We start from the raw sequence: 20,827 nt of genomic DNA on the forward strand, positions 1-20,827 counted from the left end.
CACCCTTTAGCGCCGGGCATCCCCCGTGCGGGTGCTCAGCCATAAAGACGGATACCTGCGGATCGCCGCCGCAGTGGCCGAGGGCTACAGCCAGGCGGATACGCCGCCGTGGTGGGAGCAGGTGCCGGAGCGGTGCTGGCTATAGCTGTAGGTGCCGTCCGTGCAGCGGGCGGTGGCGCCGGGTGGGGCGGCGGGGGCCGACTGTGGGCGGTGGACGCACTGGTTGTCGGAGTTGAGGTAGGAATCGTCGCCGCAGATCGGCTGGGCCGGTGCGGCTGCCGCGGGCGGTTGGTAGGCCGTGGTCGTTGGCGGCGAGGCGATCGGCTCGGGCGTGATGGGGGCCGCGGCGGCGGGTGGTGACGCCGTGGTCAGCGGTGTGGGGGCCGGCGTTGTCGGCGCGGGCTTCGGCGTTGTCGTCGGTGCCGAGGTGGTCTTGGCTACGGTCGACGTCGTCGCGGCGACGAGGCCGGGGCCACTCGGTGGCGATGCGCAGCCGCCGAGTAGGAGTGCGAACGCGCCCACGAAGACGATGCCGAGCACTGCGGTGAAGCGGTTTCTCATGGGTCCCCTACGGAAGTCGCGGCCAGGCCGGTCAGTGTGGGTGTGCTGCCTGGACTACCCGCTCCATCGGTCCAGCAGACGGCCCGTTACCGACACTCGTGGCGACTCGCCGTACGGCCACCTATCGATGAAAAATGGTCCGGGCCAGTCGGTTTGCAAACCGACCGGCCCGGACCGTTAGTGGCAGGGACAGGATTCGAACCTGCGACCTCTGGATTATGAGCCCAGCGAGCTACCTAGCTGCTCCACCCTGCGTCGTCGCTTTCGAGGGTACGCAGGGGCGGCGAGGCGGCGCGAGTGATTTATCGCGGGGCCGAACTGGTCGCGGCTCAGCCGAATTGGATGCCCTGGGCGAGGGGCAGCTGGTCGGAGTAGTTGACGGTATTGGTGGCTCGACGCATATACGCCTTCCACGAATCCGAGCCGGACTCCCGTCCACCGCCGGTTTGCTTCTCACCGCCGAACGCGCCGCCGATCTCCGCGCCGGAGGTGCCGATATTGACATTGGCGATGCCACAGTCCGAGCCGTCGGCGGCGAGGAAGCGTTCGGCCTCGCGCTGGTCCCCGGTGAAGACGGCGGAGGAAAGCCCCTGTGGCACGCCGTTGTGCATGGCGACGGCGGCGTCGAAATCGTGGTAGGTCAGCACGTACAGGATCGGTGCGAAGGTCTCCTCGCGAACCACGGCGGTCTGGGCGGGCATGCGCACGATCGCGGGCCGCACGTAGAAGGCGTCGTCGCCGAAGCCGGCTACGCGCTCACCGCCGCATACCAGTTCGCCGCCGTCGGCCAGTGCGCGGTCGATCGCCGCGCGCATTCCCTCGTAGGCCCGGCCATTGACAAGCGGGCCGACCAGCACGCCGTCATCGAGCGGATTGCCCACGCGCAGTTGTCGATACGCGCCAGCGACCTGATCGAGCAGCGGACCGACGATATCGACGTGCGCGATCAGCCGCCGCAATGTCGTACAGCGCTGCCCGGCCGTGCCCGCCGCGGCGAAGACGATACCGCGCGCCGCCAGCTCCAGATCCGCTGTCGGCGTGACGATCGCACCGTTGTTGCCACCCAGCTCCAGCAGGCACCGCCCGAATCGAGCGGCCACCCGTGGTGCGACGATGCGACCCATCCGCACCGAACCGGTCGCGCTGACCAGCGCAACGCGCTCGTCGTCGACCAGCCTGGATCCGACTTCCGCACCGCCCTGGATCAGTTGGTGCACTTCGGGATCCGCGCCGACATCGGCGGCCGCGCGGCGCAACAGGGTGTGGCAGGCAAGTGCGGTCAGCGGTGTCGTCTCCGACGGCTTCCACACCACCGTGTCACCGCAGACCAGCGCGATCGCGGTATTCCACGCCCACACCGCGACCGGGAAGTTGAAGGCCGAGATCACCCCGACCACGCCGAGCGGATGCCAGGTCTCCATCAGTCGATGCCCCGGCCGCTCCGATGGCATGGTCCTGCCGTACAGCTGCCGTGACAACCCGATCGCGAACTCGCAGATGTCGATCATCTCCTGCACCTCGCCGACCGCCTCGGCGCCGATCTTCCCCGCCTCCAGGGTGACCAGTTCGCCGAGTTCGGCCTTGTGCGCGGTGAGCAGTTCGGCCAGCCGCCGCACCACGGCGGCGCGCACCGGCGCTGGCACGGCGCGCCAATCGCGGAATGCCCGTGCCGCTCTGTCGATCGCGGCATCCACCTCGTCGAGGGCATCGGCGCGCAGGGTCATCAGCGTGCCACCGGTGATCGGGGTACGCGCCGGTAACTCCCCGGCTACCGGCTGCTGCGCGCCGAGCGTGTGCAGCAGCTGTGCCGCGCGGGCGGCGAGATCCTTGGTCAGATGGTGGTCGAGCGTGTGTGTCATCGGTTGCTCCGCTGTGGCTTTGGGTCGCTGGACGGTCTCGGATGGGTACGGCGAGTTAACGACTGAAAGTTTTTGCACCGAGCAGCGTCCGCTGGGTTAGCCTTCGCTGATGGCGGATACACCGGCAAGACCCGTACTCGATGACATCGATCGACTGCTGATTCGTGAACTGATGGCCGATGGTCGCGCCACCCTGTCGAATCTGGCCGAGAAGGCGAGCCTATCGGTGTCGGCTGTGCAATCGCGGGTCCGCAGATTAGAGGCGCGCGGGGTGATTCGCGGGTATACCGCGCATGTCGACCCCGAGGCGCTCGGACAACTGTTGTCGGCATTCGTCGCCATCACTCCTCTCGACCCCTCGCAACCCGATGACGCGCCTGCCGTGCTGCAACATATCCCGGGTATCGAGGCATGCCACTCCGTGGCCGGTGACGAGAGTTACGTGCTGCTGGTGCGGGTGGCCTCTCCTCGGCACCTCGAGCAGTTGCTACAGGAGATCAGGGCGACCGCCAACGTGAGAACTCGAAGCACCATCATCTTGCAGACATTCTACGACAGATAGCCGCCGAACCGTAATTAGTACGTTTGTTATGTAGATCTTTCGTAAAGATTTCCGTACCCTACGGATGTGACCATCGAACTGGAGCGCACCCGCGCGGGGAGTGGCACTGCACCTGTCGCCCCCGCCACCCGGGTACACGAGATCCTGTCGGCGCACATCCTTGCCGACGGATTCGACTTGGTGCTGGATCTACGGAAATCCCGTGGCTGCCGTATCGTCGACGAACGCGACGGCAGCTCCTACCTCGACATGTTCGGCTTCTTCGCCTCGAATGCCCTTGGCATGAACCATCCCGCCTTGGCCGATGACGAAGAGTTCCGTGCCGATCTGGGCGTAGCCGCGCTCAACAAGCCGAGCAACTCCGATATCTATACCGTCGAAATGGCCCGCTTCGTGGAGACCTTCGTGCGGGTACTCGGCGACCCCCGGCTACCGCACCTGTTCTTCATCGAAGGCGGCGGACTCGCGGTGGAGAACGCGCTCAAGGTCGCGTTCGACTGGAAGAGCAGGCATAACGAATCCCACGGCCGGGCACCGGAACTCGGTACCAAGGTGCTGCATCTGACCGGAGCGTTCCACGGCCGCACCGGCTACACCATGTCGCTGACCAACACCGATCCGGTGAAGGTGGCGCGCTTCCCCAAGTTCGATTGGCCGCGCATTGACGCGCCCTACCTCGCCGACGGCGTCGATATCGTCGCCGCCGAGACGAACGCGCTCGACCAGATGCGTCGCGCCTTCGCCGAAAATCCGAACGACATAGCATGTTTCATCGCCGAGCCGATCCAGGGCGAGGGCGGCGACCGTCATCTGCGTCCGGAATTCCTGCAGGCCGTGCAGCGACTCTGCCATGAGCACGATGCGCTGTTCATCCTCGACGAGGTGCAGACCGGTGTCGGCATGACCGGAACCACTTGGGCCTACCAGCAACTCGGGCTCGCGCCGGATGTGGTCGTATTCGGTAAGAAGACCCAGGTCTGTGGCGTGATGGCAGGCGGTCGGGTGGACGAGGTGCCCGATAACGTCTTCGTCGTCAGCTCCCGGCTGAACTCCACCTGGGGCGGCAACCTCACCGATATGGTGCGCGCCCGGCGCATTCTCGAGGTGCTCGAGCGCGACGAACTGATCGAGCGATCGCAGGCGCTCGGCGCGCATCTGCTGCGGCGTCTGGAGCAGCTTTCCGCGGACCATCCTCGGATCACCGAGCCGCGCGGGCGCGGGCTGATGTGCGCGATCACGCTCGCCACGACCGAACTGCGGGACGAGCTGCTGACCGCGCTGTGGGAACGCGAGCGTGTGCTGATCCTCGGCACGGGCGAGCGTGGCATTCGCTTCCGGCCGCCGCTCACCGTCACCGAGGCCGAATTGGATGCCGCGGTCGACGCGCTCGAACGGGTGCTCAGCGACGCGGGGTAGTGGCGTCGGGTATTCGGCCACGATCGGAAGTTCGACTGCCCGAGTACACATTTCCGGATGATTCGGGCAATCCGTCCCACGTCGGCGGGGATGCTGCGGAATCCGGGCGGCAACGCCTAGGCTTCGCACCCATGTCATCTCGTCTTCACCACCTCCTGGCACGGTGCAGCGCGTGAACCGACAGCGCAATCACCGAAGCTGCGCACCGAACGGCGAGACCAGCAGGTCCGCCATCCATTCACTGGTCGCCTCGCTGACCGTCCTCGTGACGGTCGCGGGGTGTGCCTCCAGCGAGGCCGGATCGGCAGGTGTGGCGAATCCGCCACCCTCCAGGCCGGTCGCGGCCGCGAGCGCGGCGCCGCCGAATCTGGAGAAACTGCTACCCGGCATGCCGCCACCGCTGTCGCCGACCGACGTCTATGCCGCGGACCGGGAGCTGAGTCCGGCGGTGGCCGACCATCGGTCCCTGGTCTACGTGCCCAATAGCGAATCGCATTCGGTCACGGTGATCGATCCGGGCACCTTCCAGGTGATCGACAGCTATCCGGCGGGCGGCCGGGAGCCACAGCATGTGGTGCCGTCCTATGACATGCAGACGCTGTATGTGACCAATGATCTGCCGATCGGCGGTGGCAGCCTGCTGCCGATCGATCCGCGCACCGGTGAACCCGGTGAACCATTCCCGGTCCGCGATCCCTACAACATGTACTTCACGCCGGACGGCCAATACGCACTCGTCGTCGCCGAGGCGGATAAGTCGCTGGACTTCTACGATCCGCACACCTGGCAGCAGGTGCACGCGCTCGCGGTGCCCGACTGCGCGGGCATCGACCACATGGACTTCACCGCCGACGGCAGATTCGCCTTGGCCAGTTGCGAATTCATCGGCCGGATGCTGGTGTTCGATGTCGCCGAGCGCGCGGTAGTCAAGATGATCGATCTGCCGGACGGTCGCGGCGGTAAACCGCAGGACGTCAAGCTCTCGCCGGACGGACGCACCTTCTTCGTTGCCGATATGGTCGCCGACGGCATCTACACAATCGACGCATCATCGTGGGAGAATACCGGTTTCGTGCCGACCGGCAAGGGGGCGCACGGTTTGTACGTCACCCGCGATTCCAAACAGCTGCTCATCACCAACCGGCACGAGGGCAGCATCTCGGTGTGGGATTTCGCCGAGAACAAACTGGTACACAAGTGGTTCATCCCGGGCGGGGGCAGTCCGGATATGGGCAATATCTCCGCGGACGGGCGGGTCTTCTGGGTATCCGGTCGCCATCACGGTGAGGTCTACGCAATCGATATCGTGAACTGGAATCTTTTGGCGCGCATACCTGTTGGGCGTGGGGCGCACGGTCTCACCATCTGGCCGCAGCCGGGGCGCTATTCCACCGGCCACACCGGGGTCATGCGCTGAGTGGGTAGCGCGCGACGTAGCGGCGCGGGTATTCATGAGGCACGAAAGGCTGCTTCCGACAACCGGAACGGCCTTTCTGTCATGCTCGGGCCCGCCGATCCGCTTCTGCAGCAGCGGCACCGGCGTCTGCGTGCTGCTGCCGTTGGCCAATTGGCCACCGGCTCAGGGCAGTCGGAGGCCGAGGCCGCCTTCGACGAAGCGGCGGACCGCCGTCGTGCCCGTGTCGAGGGCGGTTTCATATCCGGGGCGGGCCCAGCCGGTGAGTTCGGCGGTGTCGTCGGTGCCGGGGGTCACCACGATCTCGGCGACCAATTCGGCCGTGGTGGGTTCGCAGACGGCCCAGGAGAAGTTGGTTTCCTCGGCCCACTGTGCGGTGCGGCGGGCGACATAGTCCGGATCGGTGATGCCGCCGTCGGCCAGGGCGGGGCGGTCATCGATGCGGTCGTCGGCGCGCAGTGCGCGCAGGTACCAGGTGCCCGCATTGATTTCGACGGGTTCCACTAGTCCTCGATCTCCCTGCGGCCGCGGCGGCGCTGGCGGCGGCGCTGCTGGTGCTCGTGCCGGTTGCCGAACAGCAGTGCGCCCGCCAATGGGATGGCCAGGAACCAGAGCCAACTGCCGGTGGCGAAGAAGAGGATGACCGCGAGGATCGGGATCACCGCCATCACTCGCTCGGGCCATTCGTCGAGGAAACCGTCGCGTTTGGCGGGGACTGCGGCGACGGGGGCGGGGCCGGGCAGGTCGACGAAGACTTTGTCCAGGTCACCTCGGGTCAGCGCGGCCGCGACCGCGGCGCTGCGCTCGTCGAACTCGGCCACGCTGAGCCGCCCGGCGGCGAAATGATCGGAGAGTCGCTGCATCGCTTGCTCACGCTCCGCGGTGCCGATGCGGATCTCGGGCACGTCACTCATAGCAGCAAGGCTAGCGGCTATCGCCGTACCCGATCTCACCGTCTCGCGGTAGCGCCGTCGTGGCATGCCGCAGCGGCGCGGTCGGCGATTTCACGATCTGACGCGCCGGGTTGCGGCATGATCGGTCGGCCGCCGCATCAGTTTCGCGGATTATGTGGAGCCGGTGAGGATTTCGGGTAACTCGAAGATGAGTGCAAGGCTATCGGGAGGTTTCGAATGGGCGAGACGCGGTTCGGTCACTACCGCCTCGACCGGTTGCTCGGCAGCGGCGGTACCGGGCAGGTCTGGCTCGCTCGCGATACCGTCGCCGACCGTGATGTGGCGCTGAAGGTGCTGGCCGCGACGCACGCCGCGGATCCGACCTATCGGCTGCGGTTCACCAGGGAGGCCCGCCTGGCGGCCCACGCTCCTGGGCCACATATGGTGCCGATCCACAACTTCGGCGAACTCGACGGCCGCCTATATATCGACATGGAGTTCATCGAGGGCACCGACGTCGCCGCCCTGCTGCGTCGCGACGGGCCGATGTCCCCGGCCATGGCGGTGGCGATCATCGGACAGACCGCGATGGCACTCGATACCGCCCACCGGGCGGGGTTGGTGCACCGCGACGTCAAACCATCCAACATCATGGTCAGTCCCTGCGGTTTCGTCCGACTGATCGATTTCGGCATTGCGCAGCGGATCGATCAGCCAGCCATCACATCGCACGGCAATGTGGTCGGCACCCTGGCGTATATGGCGCCGGAGCGCTTCAGCGGCATCACCGACGCCCGCGCCGACCAATACTCACTGGCCTGCGTCCTGCACGAATGCCTCACCGGCGAACGACCTTTCGGCAATATCGATTCGCCGCAGCAATTCCACGCCCACCTGCTCGCCGATCCACCCCGCGCCGCCGCCCTGAATCCCGCTGTGCCTCCTGCTCTCGATGCCGCCATCGCCCGAGCCATGGCCAAGGACCCTGGTCAACGCTGGTCCAGCGCAGGCGAATTCGCATCCGCCGCCTATGCCGCGGTAACGGGTCACGAGGCATCGACCGTGGAAATCGCAGCGCGGACTATGTCCATTACATGCCCGCTGCCCGATGGGTGGCAGGGGGATGTTGCCCGGGCGCGGGATGCCTGCGGGGCGGAGTCGTCGGGTGGGGGTGAGTTCGGGTCGCGGTGTGTGAGCGGGGTGGAGTCGCTGGGGGCAGCCGAGCCCGACACGCGGCGTGCGGGTGGGGTGGAGTCGCTGGGTGGGGTCGCGATGGAGTCGCCGGGCACGGATCCGATGGATGCGCAGGGTGCGGCCGCGGTCGGGACCCGGGGTGTGTCTGTGTCCGAGCCGCAGTGGGCAGGTGGGGACGAGTCGTTGGGTGCGGCTGCAGTGGAGCCGCGGTACTCGGGTGCGGCACAGAGCACGAGCGCCGTCGGGGTGCTGGGCGCTGGGGGCGTCGGGTGGCCGGGCGGGGACGCGGCTGGGTCGCGGGCTGCGGGTGTGGTCGAGTCGTGGGGTCTGAGCGCGGCCGGGTTGCTGGGTTTGCCTGTGTCCGAGTCGCGGTGGGCGGTTGGGTCGCCCAGTGCGGCTGCGGTCGGGTCGCCGGATGCATCGGTGGTGGGGCCGCAAGGCAGGGCTCAGGTTGGGTCGCCGGGTGCGGCGGCGGTCGGGTCGCGGGGGCAGCACCCGGCTGGGTTGCCGAGTGTGCCTGTGTCCGCGTCACGGTGCGCGGTGGGGTCACCGGGCGCGGCCGCAGTTGGGGCGTGGGGCACGAGTGCAGCGGAGTCGCCGAGAGTGGCGGCGGTGGGGTCGCGGGATGTGGGTGTGGTCGAGTCGCGGGTGCTGGGGGCGGTTGAGTCGCGGGTGCTGGGGGCGGTTGAGTCGCGGGTGCTGGGGGCGGTTGAGTCGCGGGTGCTGGGGGCGGTTGAGTCGCGGGTGCAGGGGGTGGTTGAGGCGCCGGATGGGGGTGCGGTCGAGTCTTGGAGTGCGGGTGCGGCCGGGTCGCGAGGTGTAGACGCAGTCGGCTCGCGGGGTGTGGAGCCGGTGGGCTTGCTGAGTGTGGGTGCGGTTGGGGCGCTCGGTGCGGGTGGGGGCGAATCGCCGAAGGCTGCTGTGGCGGAGCGGGGTTCGGGTGCGGTTGGGTCGCGGGGTGTGGTCGAGTGGGGTGGGGCGGAAGCAGGGGATGTAGGTGCGCGGAAACGGGGTGGCGGGGGTGCGGGTGCGCGGGGGCGGGACACCGAGCCGTGGGGCGATCGCGAGGGCGAGTGGATAGTCGGGCCGGGGCATGCGGCTGCCGCCATCGCGGCGCTTGTCGCCCTGATCGGAGTTGCGCTCTGGCTGGGGCGGCCCGGAGGAGCCGAAACAACATCGGCGGCACCGTCATCCGCCCGGGCGACGCCGTCGCATCCCGGCCCGGCACTGGGATCGGCCCCGGCCGAGTCGGCCCATGCGGCGGCGCCCAACGCGTCGATCCCGGTCGCCGAACAGCCGTGCAATCCCGATGTGGACGGCAATGCCGTCGCCGGTGACGGCACCCCGCTCACGTGTCGTTCCATAGGTGGCCATGTAGCGACCTGGATCCCGACGCAGCCTGCTGAGGGCAGCCCGAAACCCGACGCCGGGCAATCGGCCTCCGGCCCAGCTGCACCCGGCAACTCGGGCAACAGCGATTCGGCCGACGATAAGCCGAACAATGGCAAGCCCGGTCACGGCAACCGTTTCAAGCCGGGTAAGTAGGCGTCGCCAGGCGAACACTTGGCTTGGGGCAGTGGATCTTTCGCTCAGTGGCGATGAGCCGGAGTAATGGCGCTGGCACTGGACGGGGCACCCATCGCGGTGGACCGGCCCGGCCAGGGGCATCCCGGTTGGTGGCCGGACCATCTGTACATACCGGAACGAGCGGCCGGGTGCGCCCTGGTCCTGCCGCGTTTGGTGGGCTCGAGCGCGGGTGGCGGTCGCCGGCACCATCCCTCGTAGCGGAGTACATTGTTATTTGTCTCTGACAAGTGTCACTCGGCGCCGCACAGTGACGTGCGGGCTGAGGAAGCACTTCTCACAACGGCGTGAGAGGTGAGGAAGATGGGCGACCGAAAGGTGGGTCCGTTCAAGAATTGGCGGATGGCATCGGCATTCGCGGTCTTGCTGGTCGCAGCTAGCGTCCTGTTCGCTCCGCACGCGGCGGCACAATCGTGTGCGGCGGTGGACCTGGTGGTGGCCAGGGGAACTCAGGAACCCGGGTATCTCGGAACCTTCGTCGGTGATCGGCTGTACGCCGCGATGCGGGCGGTGCTGCCGATGAGCGTGCAGGCATATCCGGTGAACTACCCTGCGAATCCGACGGATCTGTCGTCCGTGAGTACCGGTAGCGCCGATCTGGTCGCGCACGTCGCCGATCAGGCCGCGGCATGTCCGAACGAAGAGTTCATCCTGGCTGGCTACTCGCTGGGCGCGGGCGTGGTACACGCCGCACTCGGCACCGGTATCGTCGCCGGACTGCCGGGCGTGGTGCAGCTGCCCGGTGATCTCGTCGGCCGCGTGGCCGTAGTACTGCTCTTCGGTGACCCGCTGCGCCTGCTCGGGTCGAGCGTTCCCGACCAGTACCTGAACCGCACCGCCGATTTCTGTGTGGCCGGTGACCCGGTCTGCGGAGGGGGAGTCGACCCCACTGCGCACGCCCGCTACGAGGATTTCATCGGCGCCGCAGTGGGATTCAGCGCCGCGCACCTCTAGCATCCTTCCTGCTCTGCATGAGGCGTATGCGGCCATCGCTGCCCGAGTTCGCTAGTTTGGTGCTCGATGCTCATTCGATGATCAGGAGATTCGATGGAACTCAAAGCGGTGCTGGGACCGGTTGCGCGTGGGTTCAACGCGGGGGTCATGGCGTTGACCAAGGCACCGTGGATCGGACCTCGGCTGGGCCGGTCGATCACTGAGGCCACCTATGTCGGCCGACGTTCGGGGCGCACCATCAGCACACCGGTGAGCTTTCGACGCGCTGGCGACGAGATCACCATCGCTGTGGCCCTGCCGGACCAGAAGACGTGGTGGCGCAACTTTCTCGGCGCGGGCGGCCCCATCTCGCTTCGGCTGGACGGCGTCGAACGATCCGGGCACGCCGTCGCACGACGCGACGATAAGGGCCGTGTCAGCGTCAGTGTGCGCCTGAACGAGGTTGATTAGCCAGCAGCTCGGGGACCGGATTGCTCGAGGGACAGTTGCGTCGAGGTCTGGGGTGTCTCCTGAGTAGGAGTACGTAGGGGAAGTCACACTGTTCGAGGGGGAGGGGCGGGGCTAGGGTCGGGATAGGTTCGGGCGATGCGGTTTCGATCGGGTTGCCGCCCCACTCCGCAACGGCGCGGCCACCGGGAGGTCAGTGATGGGGGAACAGTTCGGAAAGTACCGGCTCGACCGATTGCTCGGGCGGGGCGGTATGGGGGCGGTATGGCTGGCGTGTGATACCGACACCGGGCGCACGGTTGCGCTGAAGGTGTTGGCCGAGCAGGTGGCCACCGATGCGGAGTATCGGCAGCGGTTCGAGCGGGAGGCGCGGCTCGGGTCGAGTCTGCGGCATCCGAATATCGTGAAAATTTACGGGTTCGGGGAGCTCGACGGCCGGTTGTTCATCGATATGGAGTACATCGATGGCATCGACCTGGCCGAAATGCTGACCAGGGTCGGCACATTGACACCCACCGCGGCCGCGGACTTCGTGACGCAGGTGGCCTCGGGTCTGGATGCCGCGCATCGGGCCGGGCTGATCCACCGTGACGTCAAACCGTCGAACATCCTGATCGGCACCGGGGGGCACGCGTATCTCATCGACTTCGGCATTGCCCGGAGCCTGGGCCAGACGTCCGTCACCGCCACCGGAATGGCCATCGGCAGCTGGGCCTATATGGCGCCAGAGCGCTTCAATGGCACCGTCGACGCCCGCTCCGACGTCTACTCACTTGCCTGCGTCCTCTACGAATGCCTGACCGGCCGCCGCCCCTACGGCGACACCGACCCGGCCCGCCAAATGCACGGCCACCTGATGACCGCCCCACCCCACGCGTCGACGGTAAACCCAGCGGTACCAGCGGAATTGGACACAGTCATCGCCCGCGGCATGGCCAAGGATCAGGCCGCGCGCTATCCGACGGCACGCGAGTTCGCCGCCGCGGCATATGCGGCAACCGCACTGTCCCGCGTGCCGAACGATTCCGCCCCACAATCGTCAAGGGCGGAACCGGCAACACCCTCGACCGCGCACGCTGCGGTACCGCAGCAACTGGCGGATCACCAGCCGAGTCCGACGCGGGTGGAGACGCGCGCGCCGATGTCATCGGCGCCATCTCCGGTGCCGCTGGTCAAGTCATCGCCGAAGCCGCTTGCGGCGACCAAGGTGTTGCCGGAACCCGGTCCGACGCCGACGCTGGTGGCGACGCGGTTGGACCCAGCTCCACCTTTTGCCTCAGTGGGAAGTGCTGCGCCGCAACAGAATTCGCCGTGGTCGCCGCAACGTGCAGCGGTACCGCCGAGATCGCACGTCCGTCCGCCGTCGGCGGCCGAACGGGCGGTGGCGCAACCGAAGCGGGCCGCGCGCATCCCGGTGGCTCCCCGCTGGACGGTCTCGCAGCGCCGTCCCTGGATCGCCCCGCCCGCGCGCCGGGTCGCACGGCGTCGGCCACGGCGTAAGTCCTTCCTATCCAGGGTGATCGGCGCGCTCGTCGTCATGTTTCTGACCCCCTTCATGCTGGCGGCTGGGTGTGCGGCGCTGGTCGCATTCGGCAATACCGGCAGTGGCGGCGGTCCGCGCACGGCCGATCCGTCCGCCGCCGTGCGCGATGGTGGTACCGCGCAATCGGCCGAACCGCCCGCTCCCGGGTTCTCCGGCCTGAATACCCCGGTGCGGGATGGCAAATTCGAATTCGTGGTCACCGCGGTCGATTCCGGGATTTCGCGGATCGGGCTGCAGAATGCGGGCGGTACCTACTCCGTCGTCACGGTCGCCGTGCGCAATATCTCCGACGAGCCGAAGTGGTTCCTGCCCGTCGGACAACGTCTCGTCGATACCCAGGGCCGCCAGGTCGACCACAATGCCATCGCGAGCATGTGGCAGAACACCCAACGCCGCTACAACTACTCCTTCGAACTCCAGCCCGGCCAGTCCGCCACCACCCAACTGGTCTTCGACGTCCCAACGGACGCCACCCCGAGCCAGCTCGAACTACACGACTTCATGCTCTCCAACGGCGTCACCGTCCACCTGAGTTGACCTGTGCCACAAGCTGGTCAGCGTTCAGCGCGCGCGGTCGGCCGAATCGACCAGCGCCGCCATCGACGCATGCACGGCCTGACGTCCAATGGTCAGTGCCTCGGCCAGCAAGGCGGTATCGCGTGCCGCGCTGTCGATATTCGGGGAGCCGAGGGGTGGGTGGATCTGGAGCGCCGCATCCCCGAGACCCGCGAGGAAGCGGTCCTCGATGGACTGCTGGTGCGGCCGCTGGAGCCACGCACGGTAGGCCCCGGGGGCGCGCACGCGCAGATAGCCGCCCCCGACGACCCGATGCAAACGGGAGGCGGGCGGGCGCTGTTCATCGGTGCGTCGGGTGCGCAGCACCAGCGCATGCGTCGCACCGTCGCGAACCGCGGTGCGAATAGGCACGGTTTCGGCGAGCCCGCCGTCGAGGTACTCGGCATCGCCCAGTGGCACCGGCGGTCCCGCGAGTATCGGCAGCCCCGCTGAAGCCCGCAGCGCGGTCATCAGGGTGCGTTTATCGATGATGTGATGGTGCAGGTCGACCGCGCGCCCGGAGCGGATATCGGTGCCGATCGGGTGAAAGGTGGTGGCGTTGGCCAGAATCGCCGGAAAGTCCATCGGCTCGATGCCGTCGTACACCTGGTGCACCAGGTAGTCCAGGTCGAAGGCGGGACGTCCGCGCAGCAGCCGAGCCGGATCGACCGCGCGCCGCATGATCACCGGATCGGTCCAGGCGCGCATGCCGGACAACGCTCGCCCGGACAGGAACCACGCGCCATTGATCGCGCCCGCCGAAGTGCCGTACACGGCGTCGAAGATCGAGGCCAGCCCGAGTTCCTCTAGCGCAAGCACCATTCCGCTGGAGTACACGCCCCGGCTGCCACCGCCCTCGATGACCAGGGCGAGGCGATATCCGTCGGCGCGGCTTGCTGATTCACGTCGGCCGCGGATGACGTCCGCGGCGGTGGGCACGACGGCAGAGCTGGTCACCGGACCACGATACGACAGAGCGGGCGCGGACGTCGTCGTCGCGCGCCCGCTCCGAAACGGTCTTCGCCAGCTGTTTACTTATTTGATCTCGGCGAGCACGGTGCCCTGGGTGATGGCCGCACCGGCCTCGACGGACAGTCCGGTGACCACACCCGCCTTGTGCGCGTTGACCGGGTTCTCCATCTTCATGGCCTCGAGCACCACGATCAGATCGCCCGCCTCGACGGACTGGCCCTCCTCGACCGCGACCTTCACCACGGTGCCCTGCATCGGCGCGGTGACCGCGTCACCGGAGGCCGCACCGGCACCGGCGCCGCCGCGCTTGCGCGGCTTGGGCTTCTTGCGGATCACTCCGGCGCCATTGCCGCCCGCACCCGCGGCACCCGCGCCGACGGTGAAGCTACCGGGCAGCGACACCTCGACCCGACGCCCACCGACCTCGACGACGACCTTCTGCCGCGGCAGTTCCTCGTCCTCGGTCTCGGTGACACCGGCCGGGGTGTACGGCTCGACGTTGTTGACCCACTCGGTTTCGATCCACTTGGTGTAGACGTCGAACTTCTCGCCGTCACCGATGAACGCCGGATCCTCGACGATCGCGCGGTGGAACGGGATGACCGTGGCCAGCCCCTCGACGTGGAATTCGGCCAGCGCGCGCCGGGCCCGCTGCAGCGCCTGCTCACGGTTCTCGCCGGTGACGATCAGCTTGGCCAGCATCGAGTCGAACTGACCGCCGATCACGCTGCCCTGCACCACACCGGAGTCGACGCGCACACCGGGACCGCTCGGCTCGGAGTAGACCGCGACCGGGCCGGGGGCGGGCAGGAAGCCACGACCGGCATCCTCACCGTTGATCCGGAATTCGAAGGAGTGCCCGCGCGGCGTCGGATCCTCGGTGATCTCCAGCGCGTGGCCCTCGGCAATGCGGAACTGCTGACGCACCAGGTCGATGCCCGCGGTCTCCTCGGTGACCGGGTGCTCGACCTGCAGGCGGGTGTTCACCTCGAGGAACGACACGGTGTCGCCCTGCACCAGGTACTCCACGGTGCCAGCGCCGTAGTAACCGGCCTCCCGGCAGATGGCCTTGGCCGAAGCGTGGATGCGCGCGCGCTGATCGTCGGTGAGGAACGGCGCGGGCGCCTCCTCGACCAGCTTCTGGAACCGGCGCTGCAGCGAGCAGTCACGGGTGCCCGCCACCACAACGTTGCCGTGCTTGTCGGCGATGACCTGTGCCTCGACGTGGCGAGCCTTGTCCAGGTACTGCTCGACGAAGCATTCGCCGCGACCGAAGGCGGCAATCGCCTCCCGGGTCGCCGATTCGAACAGCTCCGGAATCTCCTCGATGGAGTGCGCGACCTTCATGCCGCGGCCACCACCACCGAAGGCGGCCTTGATCGCGACCGGTACGCCGTACTCCTTGGCGAACTCGACCACTTCGGCCGCGTTCTTGACCGGATCCTTGGTGCCAGCGGCCATCGGCGCCTTGGCGCGCTCGGCGATGTGGCGCGCGGTGACCTTGTCACCGAGGTCGCGGATGGACTGCGGGGACGGGCCGATCCAGATCAGCCCGGCGTCGATGACGGCCTGGGCGAAGTCGGCGTTCTCGGAAAGGAATCCGTAGCCGGGGTGGATGGCGTCGGCGCCGGACTTGGCCGCGGCGTCGAGGATCTTGTCGAATACGAGGTACGACTCGGCCGAGGTCTGACCACCCAGGGCAAAGGCCTCGTCGGCGAGCTTCACGAATGGGGCATCGGCATCGGGCTCCGCGTATACCGCGACGCTGCCGATACCGGCATCCTTGGCCGCCCGGATCACGCGAACGGCGATCTCGCCTCGGTTAGCTACGAGTACCTTCGATATCCGCGCGCTGGCATGGCTGGGCACTGAGCCTCCTGTTAGCAATCTTTTTGGTCGCCCCGTGGTCGACAAACTTACGTCTGGGGCGAGTGTAGGCAGTCTGCCAACAGAGCCCGAACTCGGATAGCCCTACTCAACAGTAGGTCGTGGATCACACCTCGTCGGCGGCGGCGTGGGGCCGGGGGAGGTAGGTCGCGAATCCGCGGATCGGATTCGGTGATCAGGTGCGCCGGAGGCGAATCGGGACTACCTGGCGCGTACCTTGCGGGCACTGCCCGCGGGTGCGTCGCCGGGTTCATACCCCTTGGCAATCGGCATGCGCACCGAGTTGCCCCATTCGGTCCAGGAGCCATCGTAATTGCGCACGCCGTCGAGGCCGAGCAGATAGGTCAGGACGAACCAGGTATGGCTGGATCGCTCGCCGACCCGGCTGTAGACCACCAGATCGTCGGCGGTCGCCAGCGCACCGTAGATCTCGTCCAATTCGGCGCGGGAACGGAAGCGGCCGTCACTGTGGAAGGCCTCGGTCCACGCGATGTTGACCGCGGTAGGAATATGCCCGCCGCGCAATGCCGCATCCTCGGGATTGATCGGCGGCTGGATCAGCTCACCGGAGTACTCCTCGGGGGAGCGCACGTCGATCAGCGGTCTGCCGAGATGCGCGAGCACGTCCTCGCGGAACGCGCGCACGGTGGCGTCGTCGCGACTGACGAGCGGATACTCGCTGCGGGTGAGATAGGGCGGGTCGAAAGTGGTATCGCGCGCCTCGGAGATCCACGCGTCCCGGCCACCGTCGAGTAGCCGCACATCCGGATGCCCGAACAGGGTGAAGACCCAGCAGGCGTGCGCTGCCTGCGCGTTGCCGCGATCGCCGTAGATCACCACGGTATCGTCGCGCTCGATGCCCTTGGCGCGCATCAACTCGGTGAACCGGGCCCCGTCGATATAGTCACGCGTAACCGCATCATTCAGGTCGCCCCGCCAATCGATCTTGGTGGCGCCTGGAACATGCCCTATGTCATAGAGCAGTATGTCCTCATTGGATTCGATGATCTTCAGTCCCGGCGCGCCGATGTTTGCCGACAGCCACTCTGTGGTTACTAGTCGGTGAGGATGTGCGTAAGAACCGAAAGCGGGACGAGGGTCCGGGGCAACGGGCACGATATGGGTCCTTCACACGAGGTAGACGGGTGGTTATAGCGATTCGGGTCTCACAGCGATGTTAGGTGTGAGGCGTTTGGGAAACTCGTTTCAGATCACAAATCGGCTGAATGGGCGAATAAATCGCACCCTCATCCGATAAAGTCTCCCGGGAGGAGGGGTGAGCTATGTCCGATTCTTGGCCGAGGCGTCGACTGCTCGCGATCCTACGTGGCGCCAGCGAACCTCTCGATGCCCAAGAACTGGCCAGAATCACTGGACAGCACGTCACCACTGTTCGATTCCATCTGGATGTACTCACCAGGGAATCGCTGGTGCGGCAGTTCCAGCAGCCCCCGCGCGGCCGCGGCCGCCCGCGCATCGGCTATAGCGCTGTCCAGCGATCGGTCGGTTATCAGGAGCTGGCCCAGGTACTAGCCGATCAACTCGGCCCCGATCCACGGCGCCGCTCCGAGGCGGCCGTCGCCGCCGGACGCGCCTGGGGCGCCAAGCTCGATGCGGGCGATCACGCGGTCGAATCGCTGGAGGACGCCAAGGACGTCACCATCACGCTGCTCTCCGAGCTCGGCTTCGCCCCGGAGCGCGATCCGGCCGCCGAGACCAATGATCAGGTGCTGGTCCGGCTGACCGCCTGCCCGCTGCGTGAACTCGCACGCACCCACTCCGAAGTGGTGTGCGGTGTGCATCTGGGCCTGATCAAGGAAGTTCTCGACCGCAATGGCGCGCGCGGCGAGGTGAATGTCCGGCTGCACCCGTTCGTCGAGCCGGAGCTCTGTCTGGTCCGTTTGGAGCTCATCGCCCACGACGCCCGGCGCAACCAGGGCGTGCTGCGGGAGCCGGAGCACGACCGCGAGGTGGCGCCGGTATCGATCGGCGCGGAGTCCGGGGCGGAGCCGCGGATGGCCCCCGGCGAGCCGCGGATCGCGCCGCCGTCAGCGGGCCGAATGGCTCCACAGCTGCGCAATGCCGATCCCAACGTCGCCAAGCAGTCGGCGCAGCAGTGGTAATCCGATTCCGATAACGCTCGACGGATCGCCATCGATGCGATCGACGAACCAACCGCCCATGCCGTCGAGTGTGAACGCGCCAGCCACCTGCAAGGGCTCGCCGGTCGCGATGTAGGCGTCCAGCTCTTCGGGGTCGGGTTTGGCGAAGTGCACTGTGGTGGAACTGCAATCGACGGATTCGGCGATGACCTCGCCGTCCCGCAGCCGCAGTACGCAGTGGCCGGTGATGAGATCGGCACTGCGCCCGGCCATTTCGGCCCAGCGCGAGCGCGCCACCTCGGGCGTGTGGGGCTTGCCCTGTAATTCGCCGTCGACCAGCAGCATCGAATCGCAGCCGACCACAACGCAATCCGCGGCGAAGTCCGGAATTGTCGCCGCCACCGCCCTGGCCTTGGCCCGCGCCAGCTCGACTACGACGACCTCGGGTGCCGTGCCGGGCGGCAGTGCCGCGGCAACGGCGTCCTCGTCGACATCGGAGATACGGACGACGGGGTCGATGCCCGCCGAGCGCAGCACCTCGCGACGGGCGGGCGAGGCGGAGGCGAGAACGAGTCTCGTCATCCGATCAGTCGCGCAGGTGTGACAGCTGTGGGAACGCGTACGGGGAGAACGGCGAGGTGCCGCGGTGCATCAGCGTCGGGCGACCCCAGGTGTCGGACGGACCGTTAGGTCGGCTTCCGCTGCCGCTATTCGCGGCCGCCGACAGCACGCAGACGAGCGCCGCGACTTCCTCATCGGACGGCGCGCCCTTGATGACTCGAATGAACGGTTGCTCGGTCGCCTCGGCGGCCGGGTTCGTCGCGGGTGCGACCACCTCGACCACGTCCGCGATCGGGTCGACTGTGAGATCCAGTTCGGCGGCGGTCAACACGTCTTCTTCTGCCACGGTCGTCACAGTGCCAGATCCTCTCTCTATATCGATCGAGCCCATGCCCAACGCGATGTCATGTGGAGCAAGCGACCATCATCGTCGAATTCACTCATTGTGTCTCTACAACCAGTGTGCGCGGCCCATCGAGGCTATCGCTTGATCACAGCGGTATGTTGCCGTGCTTCTTCGGCGGCAGCGTCACCATCTTGCGCTCGAGCAGGCGCAGTGCCGAGACGATCTGGCCACGGGTGTGCGAGGGCGGAATGACCGCGTCCACGTAGCCGCGCTCGGCGGCGACGTAGGGGTTCACCAGGGTGTCCTCGTACTCGTTCTGCAACTCCAGGCGCAGTGCATCCACATCGTTTCCGCTCTTCGCGGCCTCTTGCAGCTGCTTGCGGTAGACGAACCCGACCGCGCCCGAGGCGCCCATGACGGCGATCTGGGCGGTCGGCCACGCCAGGTTCACATCGGCGCCCATGTGCTTGGAACCCATGACGTCATAGGCGCCGCCGTAGGCCTTGCGGGTGATGATGGTGATTTTGCCCACAGTGGCCTCACCGTAGGCGTAGAGCAGCTTCGCGCCGCGCCGGATGATGCCGTTGTACTCCTGGCCGGTGCCGGGCAGGAAGCCAGGGACGTCCACCAGGGTGATGATCGGGACGTTGAAGGCGTCGCAGGTGCGCACGAAGCGCGCGGCCTTCTCCGAGGCGTCGATATCGAGGCAGCCCGCGAACTGGGTGGGCTGGTTGGCGACGATGCCGACGCTGCGGCCGTCGACCCGACCGAAGCCGACGATGATGTTCATCGCGCGCTCGGCCTGCACCTCGAGGAATTCGTCGTCGTCGAGCAGGCGACGGATGACCTCGTGCATGTCATAGGGCTGGTTCGGCGAATCCGGGATGATCGTGTCCAGCTCGAGGTCTTCCTCGGTGAGCGAATCCTCGATGGCGCCGGTGATCGGATCGGTGGCCGGGAAGCGCGGCGCCTCGGCACGGTTATTGCTCGGCAGGTAGCTCAGCAGGTCCTTGACGTAATCGAGGGCGTCCTGCTCACCGGAGGCGACATAGTGTGCGACACCGGATTTCGTCATATGCGTGTGCGCGCCACCCAGGTCCTCCATGGTGACGTCCTCGCCGGTGACCGTCTTGATGACATCCGGGCCGGTGACGAACATCTGGCTGGTGCCGTCGACCATGACGACGAAGTCGGTCAGCGCGGGGGAGTAGACATGGCCACCGGCGGCCGGGCCCATGATCAGCGAGATCTGCGGGATGACGCCCGAGGCCTGGATGTTGCGGTGGAAGATCTCGCCGTAGAGGCCGAGCGAGACGACGCCCTCCTGGATGCGCGCGCCCGCACCCTCGTTGATGCCGATCAGCGGCCGGCCGGTCTTGAGTGCCAGGTCCATCACCTTGACGATCTTCTCGCCGTAGACCTCGCCGAGGCTGCCGCCGAAGACCGTAACGTCCTGGCTGAAGATGCAGACGTCGCGGCCGTCGATGGTGCCGTAGCCGGTCACCACACCATCGCCGAGCGGCCGGTTGCTCTCCAGGCCGAAGTTCACGCTGCGGTGGCGGGCCAGTGCGTCGAGCTCGACGAAAGAGCCCTCGTCCAGCAGTGCGAGGATGCGCTCGCGGGCGGTCATCTTGCCCTTGGCGTGCACCTTGTCGACCGCGGCCTCACCCATGGGGTGCTGCGCTTCTTCCAGCCGATTGCGCAGGTCAGCCAGCTTCCCAGCGGTGGTGTGGATATCGGGGGTGCCCGCCGATTCCGATGCGGGCTGCTGCTGGACACTCGTCATGGCTCCGGAGTGTAACCAGTGCCAGTGCTTCGCTCTAACCGAGTGTCGCTTACCGGTGAGTAAAAAACCCCAGCTAGATCATGTTCCGGTATGCGAATGGCGACAAACTTCCTGGTTGATCGGCGAACCGGGGCGGGCTTGTGAAGTGTCCGGCGCCGCGAAAATCGGTGGCGGGTCGTTCTCGTGCCCAG

The 20,827-nt window shown here is 67.1% G+C and carries 19 protein-coding genes and 1 tRNA gene; 8 read left to right on the forward strand and 12 right to left on the reverse strand.

The genetic code is table 11. The features are described from left to right. Positions 1-84: 84 nt before the first annotated feature. The 3 genes from ACWEO2_RS20305 to amaB form a co-directional block, all read right to left on the reverse strand. Positions 85-561 (reverse strand): DUF3761 domain-containing protein, encoded by a 477-nt coding sequence (locus ACWEO2_RS20305; RefSeq protein WP_452406722.1) that lies wholly within the window; start codon positions 559-561, stop codon positions 85-87. 181 nt (positions 562-742) lie between these two features. Then, a tRNA-Met gene (locus tag ACWEO2_RS20310) sits at positions 743-816 on the reverse strand. 74 nt (positions 817-890) lie between these two features. Next, positions 891-2,420, reverse strand: coding sequence for an L-piperidine-6-carboxylate dehydrogenase (amaB, locus tag ACWEO2_RS20315; RefSeq protein ID WP_452406723.1), 1,530 nt, complete (start codon positions 2,418-2,420; stop codon positions 891-893). A gap of 109 nt (positions 2,421-2,529) precedes the next feature. Between amaB and ACWEO2_RS20320 the strand changes: the two genes are divergently transcribed. Both ACWEO2_RS20320 and lat read left to right on the forward strand, forming a co-directional pair. Further along, positions 2,530-2,982: an Lrp/AsnC family transcriptional regulator gene (locus ACWEO2_RS20320; protein WP_040686931.1), complete on the forward strand. Its 453-nt coding sequence runs from the start codon at positions 2,530-2,532 to the stop codon at positions 2,980-2,982. A gap of 66 nt (positions 2,983-3,048) precedes the next feature. After that, positions 3,049-4,398 carry an L-lysine 6-transaminase gene (gene lat, locus ACWEO2_RS20325; protein ID WP_452406724.1) on the forward strand — a complete coding sequence of 450 codons (1,350 nt, stop codon included), beginning with the start codon at positions 3,049-3,051 and terminating at the stop codon, positions 4,396-4,398. Between the two features lie 189 nt (positions 4,399-4,587). Here lat and ACWEO2_RS20330 read toward each other — a convergent pair whose 3' ends face one another. After that, positions 4,588-4,788, reverse strand: coding sequence for a hypothetical protein (locus tag ACWEO2_RS20330; protein ID WP_452406725.1), 201 nt, complete (start codon positions 4,786-4,788; stop codon positions 4,588-4,590). On the opposite strand from ACWEO2_RS20330, the gene ACWEO2_RS20335 reads away from it, so the two are divergent. Continuing rightward, the gene (locus tag ACWEO2_RS20335; protein ID WP_452406726.1) at positions 4,787-5,815 is read left to right on the forward strand and encodes a YVTN family beta-propeller repeat protein; all 1,029 of its coding nucleotides are present in this window, start codon (positions 4,787-4,789) and stop codon (positions 5,813-5,815) included. The genes ACWEO2_RS20330 and ACWEO2_RS20335 overlap by 2 nt on opposite strands. A gap of 162 nt (positions 5,816-5,977) precedes the next feature. Here ACWEO2_RS20335 and ACWEO2_RS20340 read toward each other — a convergent pair whose 3' ends face one another. Both ACWEO2_RS20340 and ACWEO2_RS20345 read right to left on the reverse strand, forming a co-directional pair. Further along, entirely contained in the window at positions 5,978-6,316 is a 339-nt protein-coding gene (locus tag ACWEO2_RS20340) for a hypothetical protein (RefSeq protein ID WP_452406727.1), read from the reverse strand. After that, a complete protein-coding gene (locus tag ACWEO2_RS20345) occupies positions 6,316-6,726 on the reverse strand; it encodes a DUF1707 SHOCT-like domain-containing protein (RefSeq protein ID WP_452406728.1) in 411 nt (136 codons plus the stop codon). Before ACWEO2_RS20345 ends, ACWEO2_RS20340 begins: the two co-directional genes overlap by 1 nt. Before the next feature lie 216 nt (positions 6,727-6,942). Between ACWEO2_RS20345 and ACWEO2_RS20350 the strand changes: the two genes are divergently transcribed. The 4 genes from ACWEO2_RS20350 to ACWEO2_RS20365 all read left to right on the forward strand — a co-directional run bounded on the left by ACWEO2_RS20350 (position 6,943) and on the right by ACWEO2_RS20365 (position 12,964). Then, positions 6,943-9,444, forward strand: a complete 2,502-nt coding sequence (locus ACWEO2_RS20350) for a protein kinase domain-containing protein (protein WP_452406729.1) — start codon at positions 6,943-6,945, stop codon at positions 9,442-9,444. A 342-nt stretch (positions 9,445-9,786) separates the two neighbouring features. Continuing rightward, positions 9,787-10,437, forward strand: coding sequence for a cutinase family protein (locus ACWEO2_RS20355; protein ID WP_452406730.1), 651 nt, complete (start codon positions 9,787-9,789; stop codon positions 10,435-10,437). A gap of 93 nt (positions 10,438-10,530) precedes the next feature. Then, the gene (locus ACWEO2_RS20360) at positions 10,531-10,887 is read left to right on the forward strand and encodes a hypothetical protein (RefSeq protein WP_452406731.1); all 357 of its coding nucleotides are present in this window, start codon (positions 10,531-10,533) and stop codon (positions 10,885-10,887) included. 196 nt (positions 10,888-11,083) lie between these two features. Next, positions 11,084-12,964, forward strand: a complete 1,881-nt coding sequence (locus ACWEO2_RS20365; RefSeq protein WP_452406732.1) for a protein kinase domain-containing protein — start codon at positions 11,084-11,086, stop codon at positions 12,962-12,964. A 24-nt stretch (positions 12,965-12,988) separates the two neighbouring features. On the opposite strand, the gene ACWEO2_RS20370 is transcribed toward ACWEO2_RS20365, so the two are convergent. The 3 genes from ACWEO2_RS20370 to ACWEO2_RS20380 form a co-directional block, all read right to left on the reverse strand. Beyond that, positions 12,989-13,939: a patatin-like phospholipase family protein gene (locus ACWEO2_RS20370; RefSeq protein WP_452406733.1), complete on the reverse strand. Its 951-nt coding sequence runs from the start codon at positions 13,937-13,939 to the stop codon at positions 12,989-12,991. Positions 13,940-14,017: 78 nt separating this feature from the next. Further along, positions 14,018-15,823 carry an acetyl/propionyl/methylcrotonyl-CoA carboxylase subunit alpha gene (locus tag ACWEO2_RS20375; protein ID WP_452406734.1) on the reverse strand — a complete coding sequence of 602 codons (1,806 nt, stop codon included), beginning with the start codon at positions 15,821-15,823 and terminating at the stop codon, positions 14,018-14,020. A 219-nt stretch (positions 15,824-16,042) separates the two neighbouring features. Next, positions 16,043-16,957, reverse strand: coding sequence for a sulfurtransferase (locus ACWEO2_RS20380; RefSeq protein ID WP_452406735.1), 915 nt, complete (start codon positions 16,955-16,957; stop codon positions 16,043-16,045). A gap of 167 nt (positions 16,958-17,124) precedes the next feature. Here ACWEO2_RS20380 and ACWEO2_RS20385 point away from each other — a divergent pair, with 167 nt between their 5' ends. Then, positions 17,125-17,964: a helix-turn-helix transcriptional regulator gene (locus ACWEO2_RS20385; protein ID WP_452406736.1), complete on the forward strand. Its 840-nt coding sequence runs from the start codon at positions 17,125-17,127 to the stop codon at positions 17,962-17,964. Here the strand turns inward: ACWEO2_RS20385 and ACWEO2_RS20390 are convergent. The 3 genes from ACWEO2_RS20390 to ACWEO2_RS20400 all read right to left on the reverse strand — a co-directional run bounded on the left by ACWEO2_RS20390 (position 17,890) and on the right by ACWEO2_RS20400 (position 20,636). Further along, positions 17,890-18,525 carry a Maf family protein gene (locus tag ACWEO2_RS20390; RefSeq protein ID WP_452406737.1) on the reverse strand — a complete coding sequence of 212 codons (636 nt, stop codon included), beginning with the start codon at positions 18,523-18,525 and terminating at the stop codon, positions 17,890-17,892. The genes ACWEO2_RS20385 and ACWEO2_RS20390 overlap by 75 nt on opposite strands. Positions 18,526-18,529: 4 nt before the next feature. Further along, positions 18,530-18,859: an acyl-CoA carboxylase subunit epsilon gene (locus ACWEO2_RS20395; RefSeq protein WP_452406738.1), complete on the reverse strand. Its 330-nt coding sequence runs from the start codon at positions 18,857-18,859 to the stop codon at positions 18,530-18,532. Between the two features lie 136 nt (positions 18,860-18,995). Further along, on the reverse strand, positions 18,996-20,636 hold the full coding sequence (locus tag ACWEO2_RS20400) for an acyl-CoA carboxylase subunit beta (protein WP_452406739.1): 1,641 nt from the start codon (positions 20,634-20,636) through the stop codon (positions 18,996-18,998). Between the last annotated feature and the right edge of the window lie 191 nt (positions 20,637-20,827).

The organism is Nocardia sp. NPDC004278, assembly GCF_053602975.1.

Excerpts from the sequence above, each read along its gene's own strand:
- ACWEO2_RS20305 (WP_452406722.1), bottom strand. The coding sequence starts at position 561 with ATGAGAAACCGCTTCACCGCAGTGCTCGGCATCGTCTTCGTGGGCGCG.
- amaB (WP_452406723.1), bottom strand. The coding sequence starts at position 2,420 with ATGACACACACGCTCGACCACCATCTGACCAAGGATCTCGCCGCCCGC.
- ACWEO2_RS20320 (WP_040686931.1), top strand. The coding sequence starts at position 2,530 with ATGGCGGATACACCGGCAAGACCCGTACTCGATGACATCGATCGACTG.
- ACWEO2_RS20335 (WP_452406726.1), top strand. The coding sequence starts at position 4,787 with ATGCCGCCACCGCTGTCGCCGACCGACGTCTATGCCGCGGACCGGGAG.
- ACWEO2_RS20330 (WP_452406725.1), bottom strand. The coding sequence starts at position 4,788 with ATGCCGGGTAGCAGTTTCTCCAGATTCGGCGGCGCCGCGCTCGCGGCC.
- ACWEO2_RS20345 (WP_452406728.1), bottom strand. The coding sequence starts at position 6,726 with ATGAGTGACGTGCCCGAGATCCGCATCGGCACCGCGGAGCGTGAGCAA.
- ACWEO2_RS20350 (WP_452406729.1), top strand. The coding sequence starts at position 6,943 with ATGGGCGAGACGCGGTTCGGTCACTACCGCCTCGACCGGTTGCTCGGC.
- ACWEO2_RS20355 (WP_452406730.1), top strand. The coding sequence starts at position 9,787 with ATGGGCGACCGAAAGGTGGGTCCGTTCAAGAATTGGCGGATGGCATCG.
- ACWEO2_RS20360 (WP_452406731.1), top strand. The coding sequence starts at position 10,531 with ATGGAACTCAAAGCGGTGCTGGGACCGGTTGCGCGTGGGTTCAACGCG.
- ACWEO2_RS20365 (WP_452406732.1), top strand. The coding sequence starts at position 11,084 with ATGGGGGAACAGTTCGGAAAGTACCGGCTCGACCGATTGCTCGGGCGG.
- ACWEO2_RS20385 (WP_452406736.1), top strand. The coding sequence starts at position 17,125 with ATGTCCGATTCTTGGCCGAGGCGTCGACTGCTCGCGATCCTACGTGGC.
- ACWEO2_RS20390 (WP_452406737.1), bottom strand. The coding sequence starts at position 18,525 with ATGACGAGACTCGTTCTCGCCTCCGCCTCGCCCGCCCGTCGCGAGGTG.
- ACWEO2_RS20400 (WP_452406739.1), bottom strand. The coding sequence starts at position 20,636 with ATGACGAGTGTCCAGCAGCAGCCCGCATCGGAATCGGCGGGCACCCCC.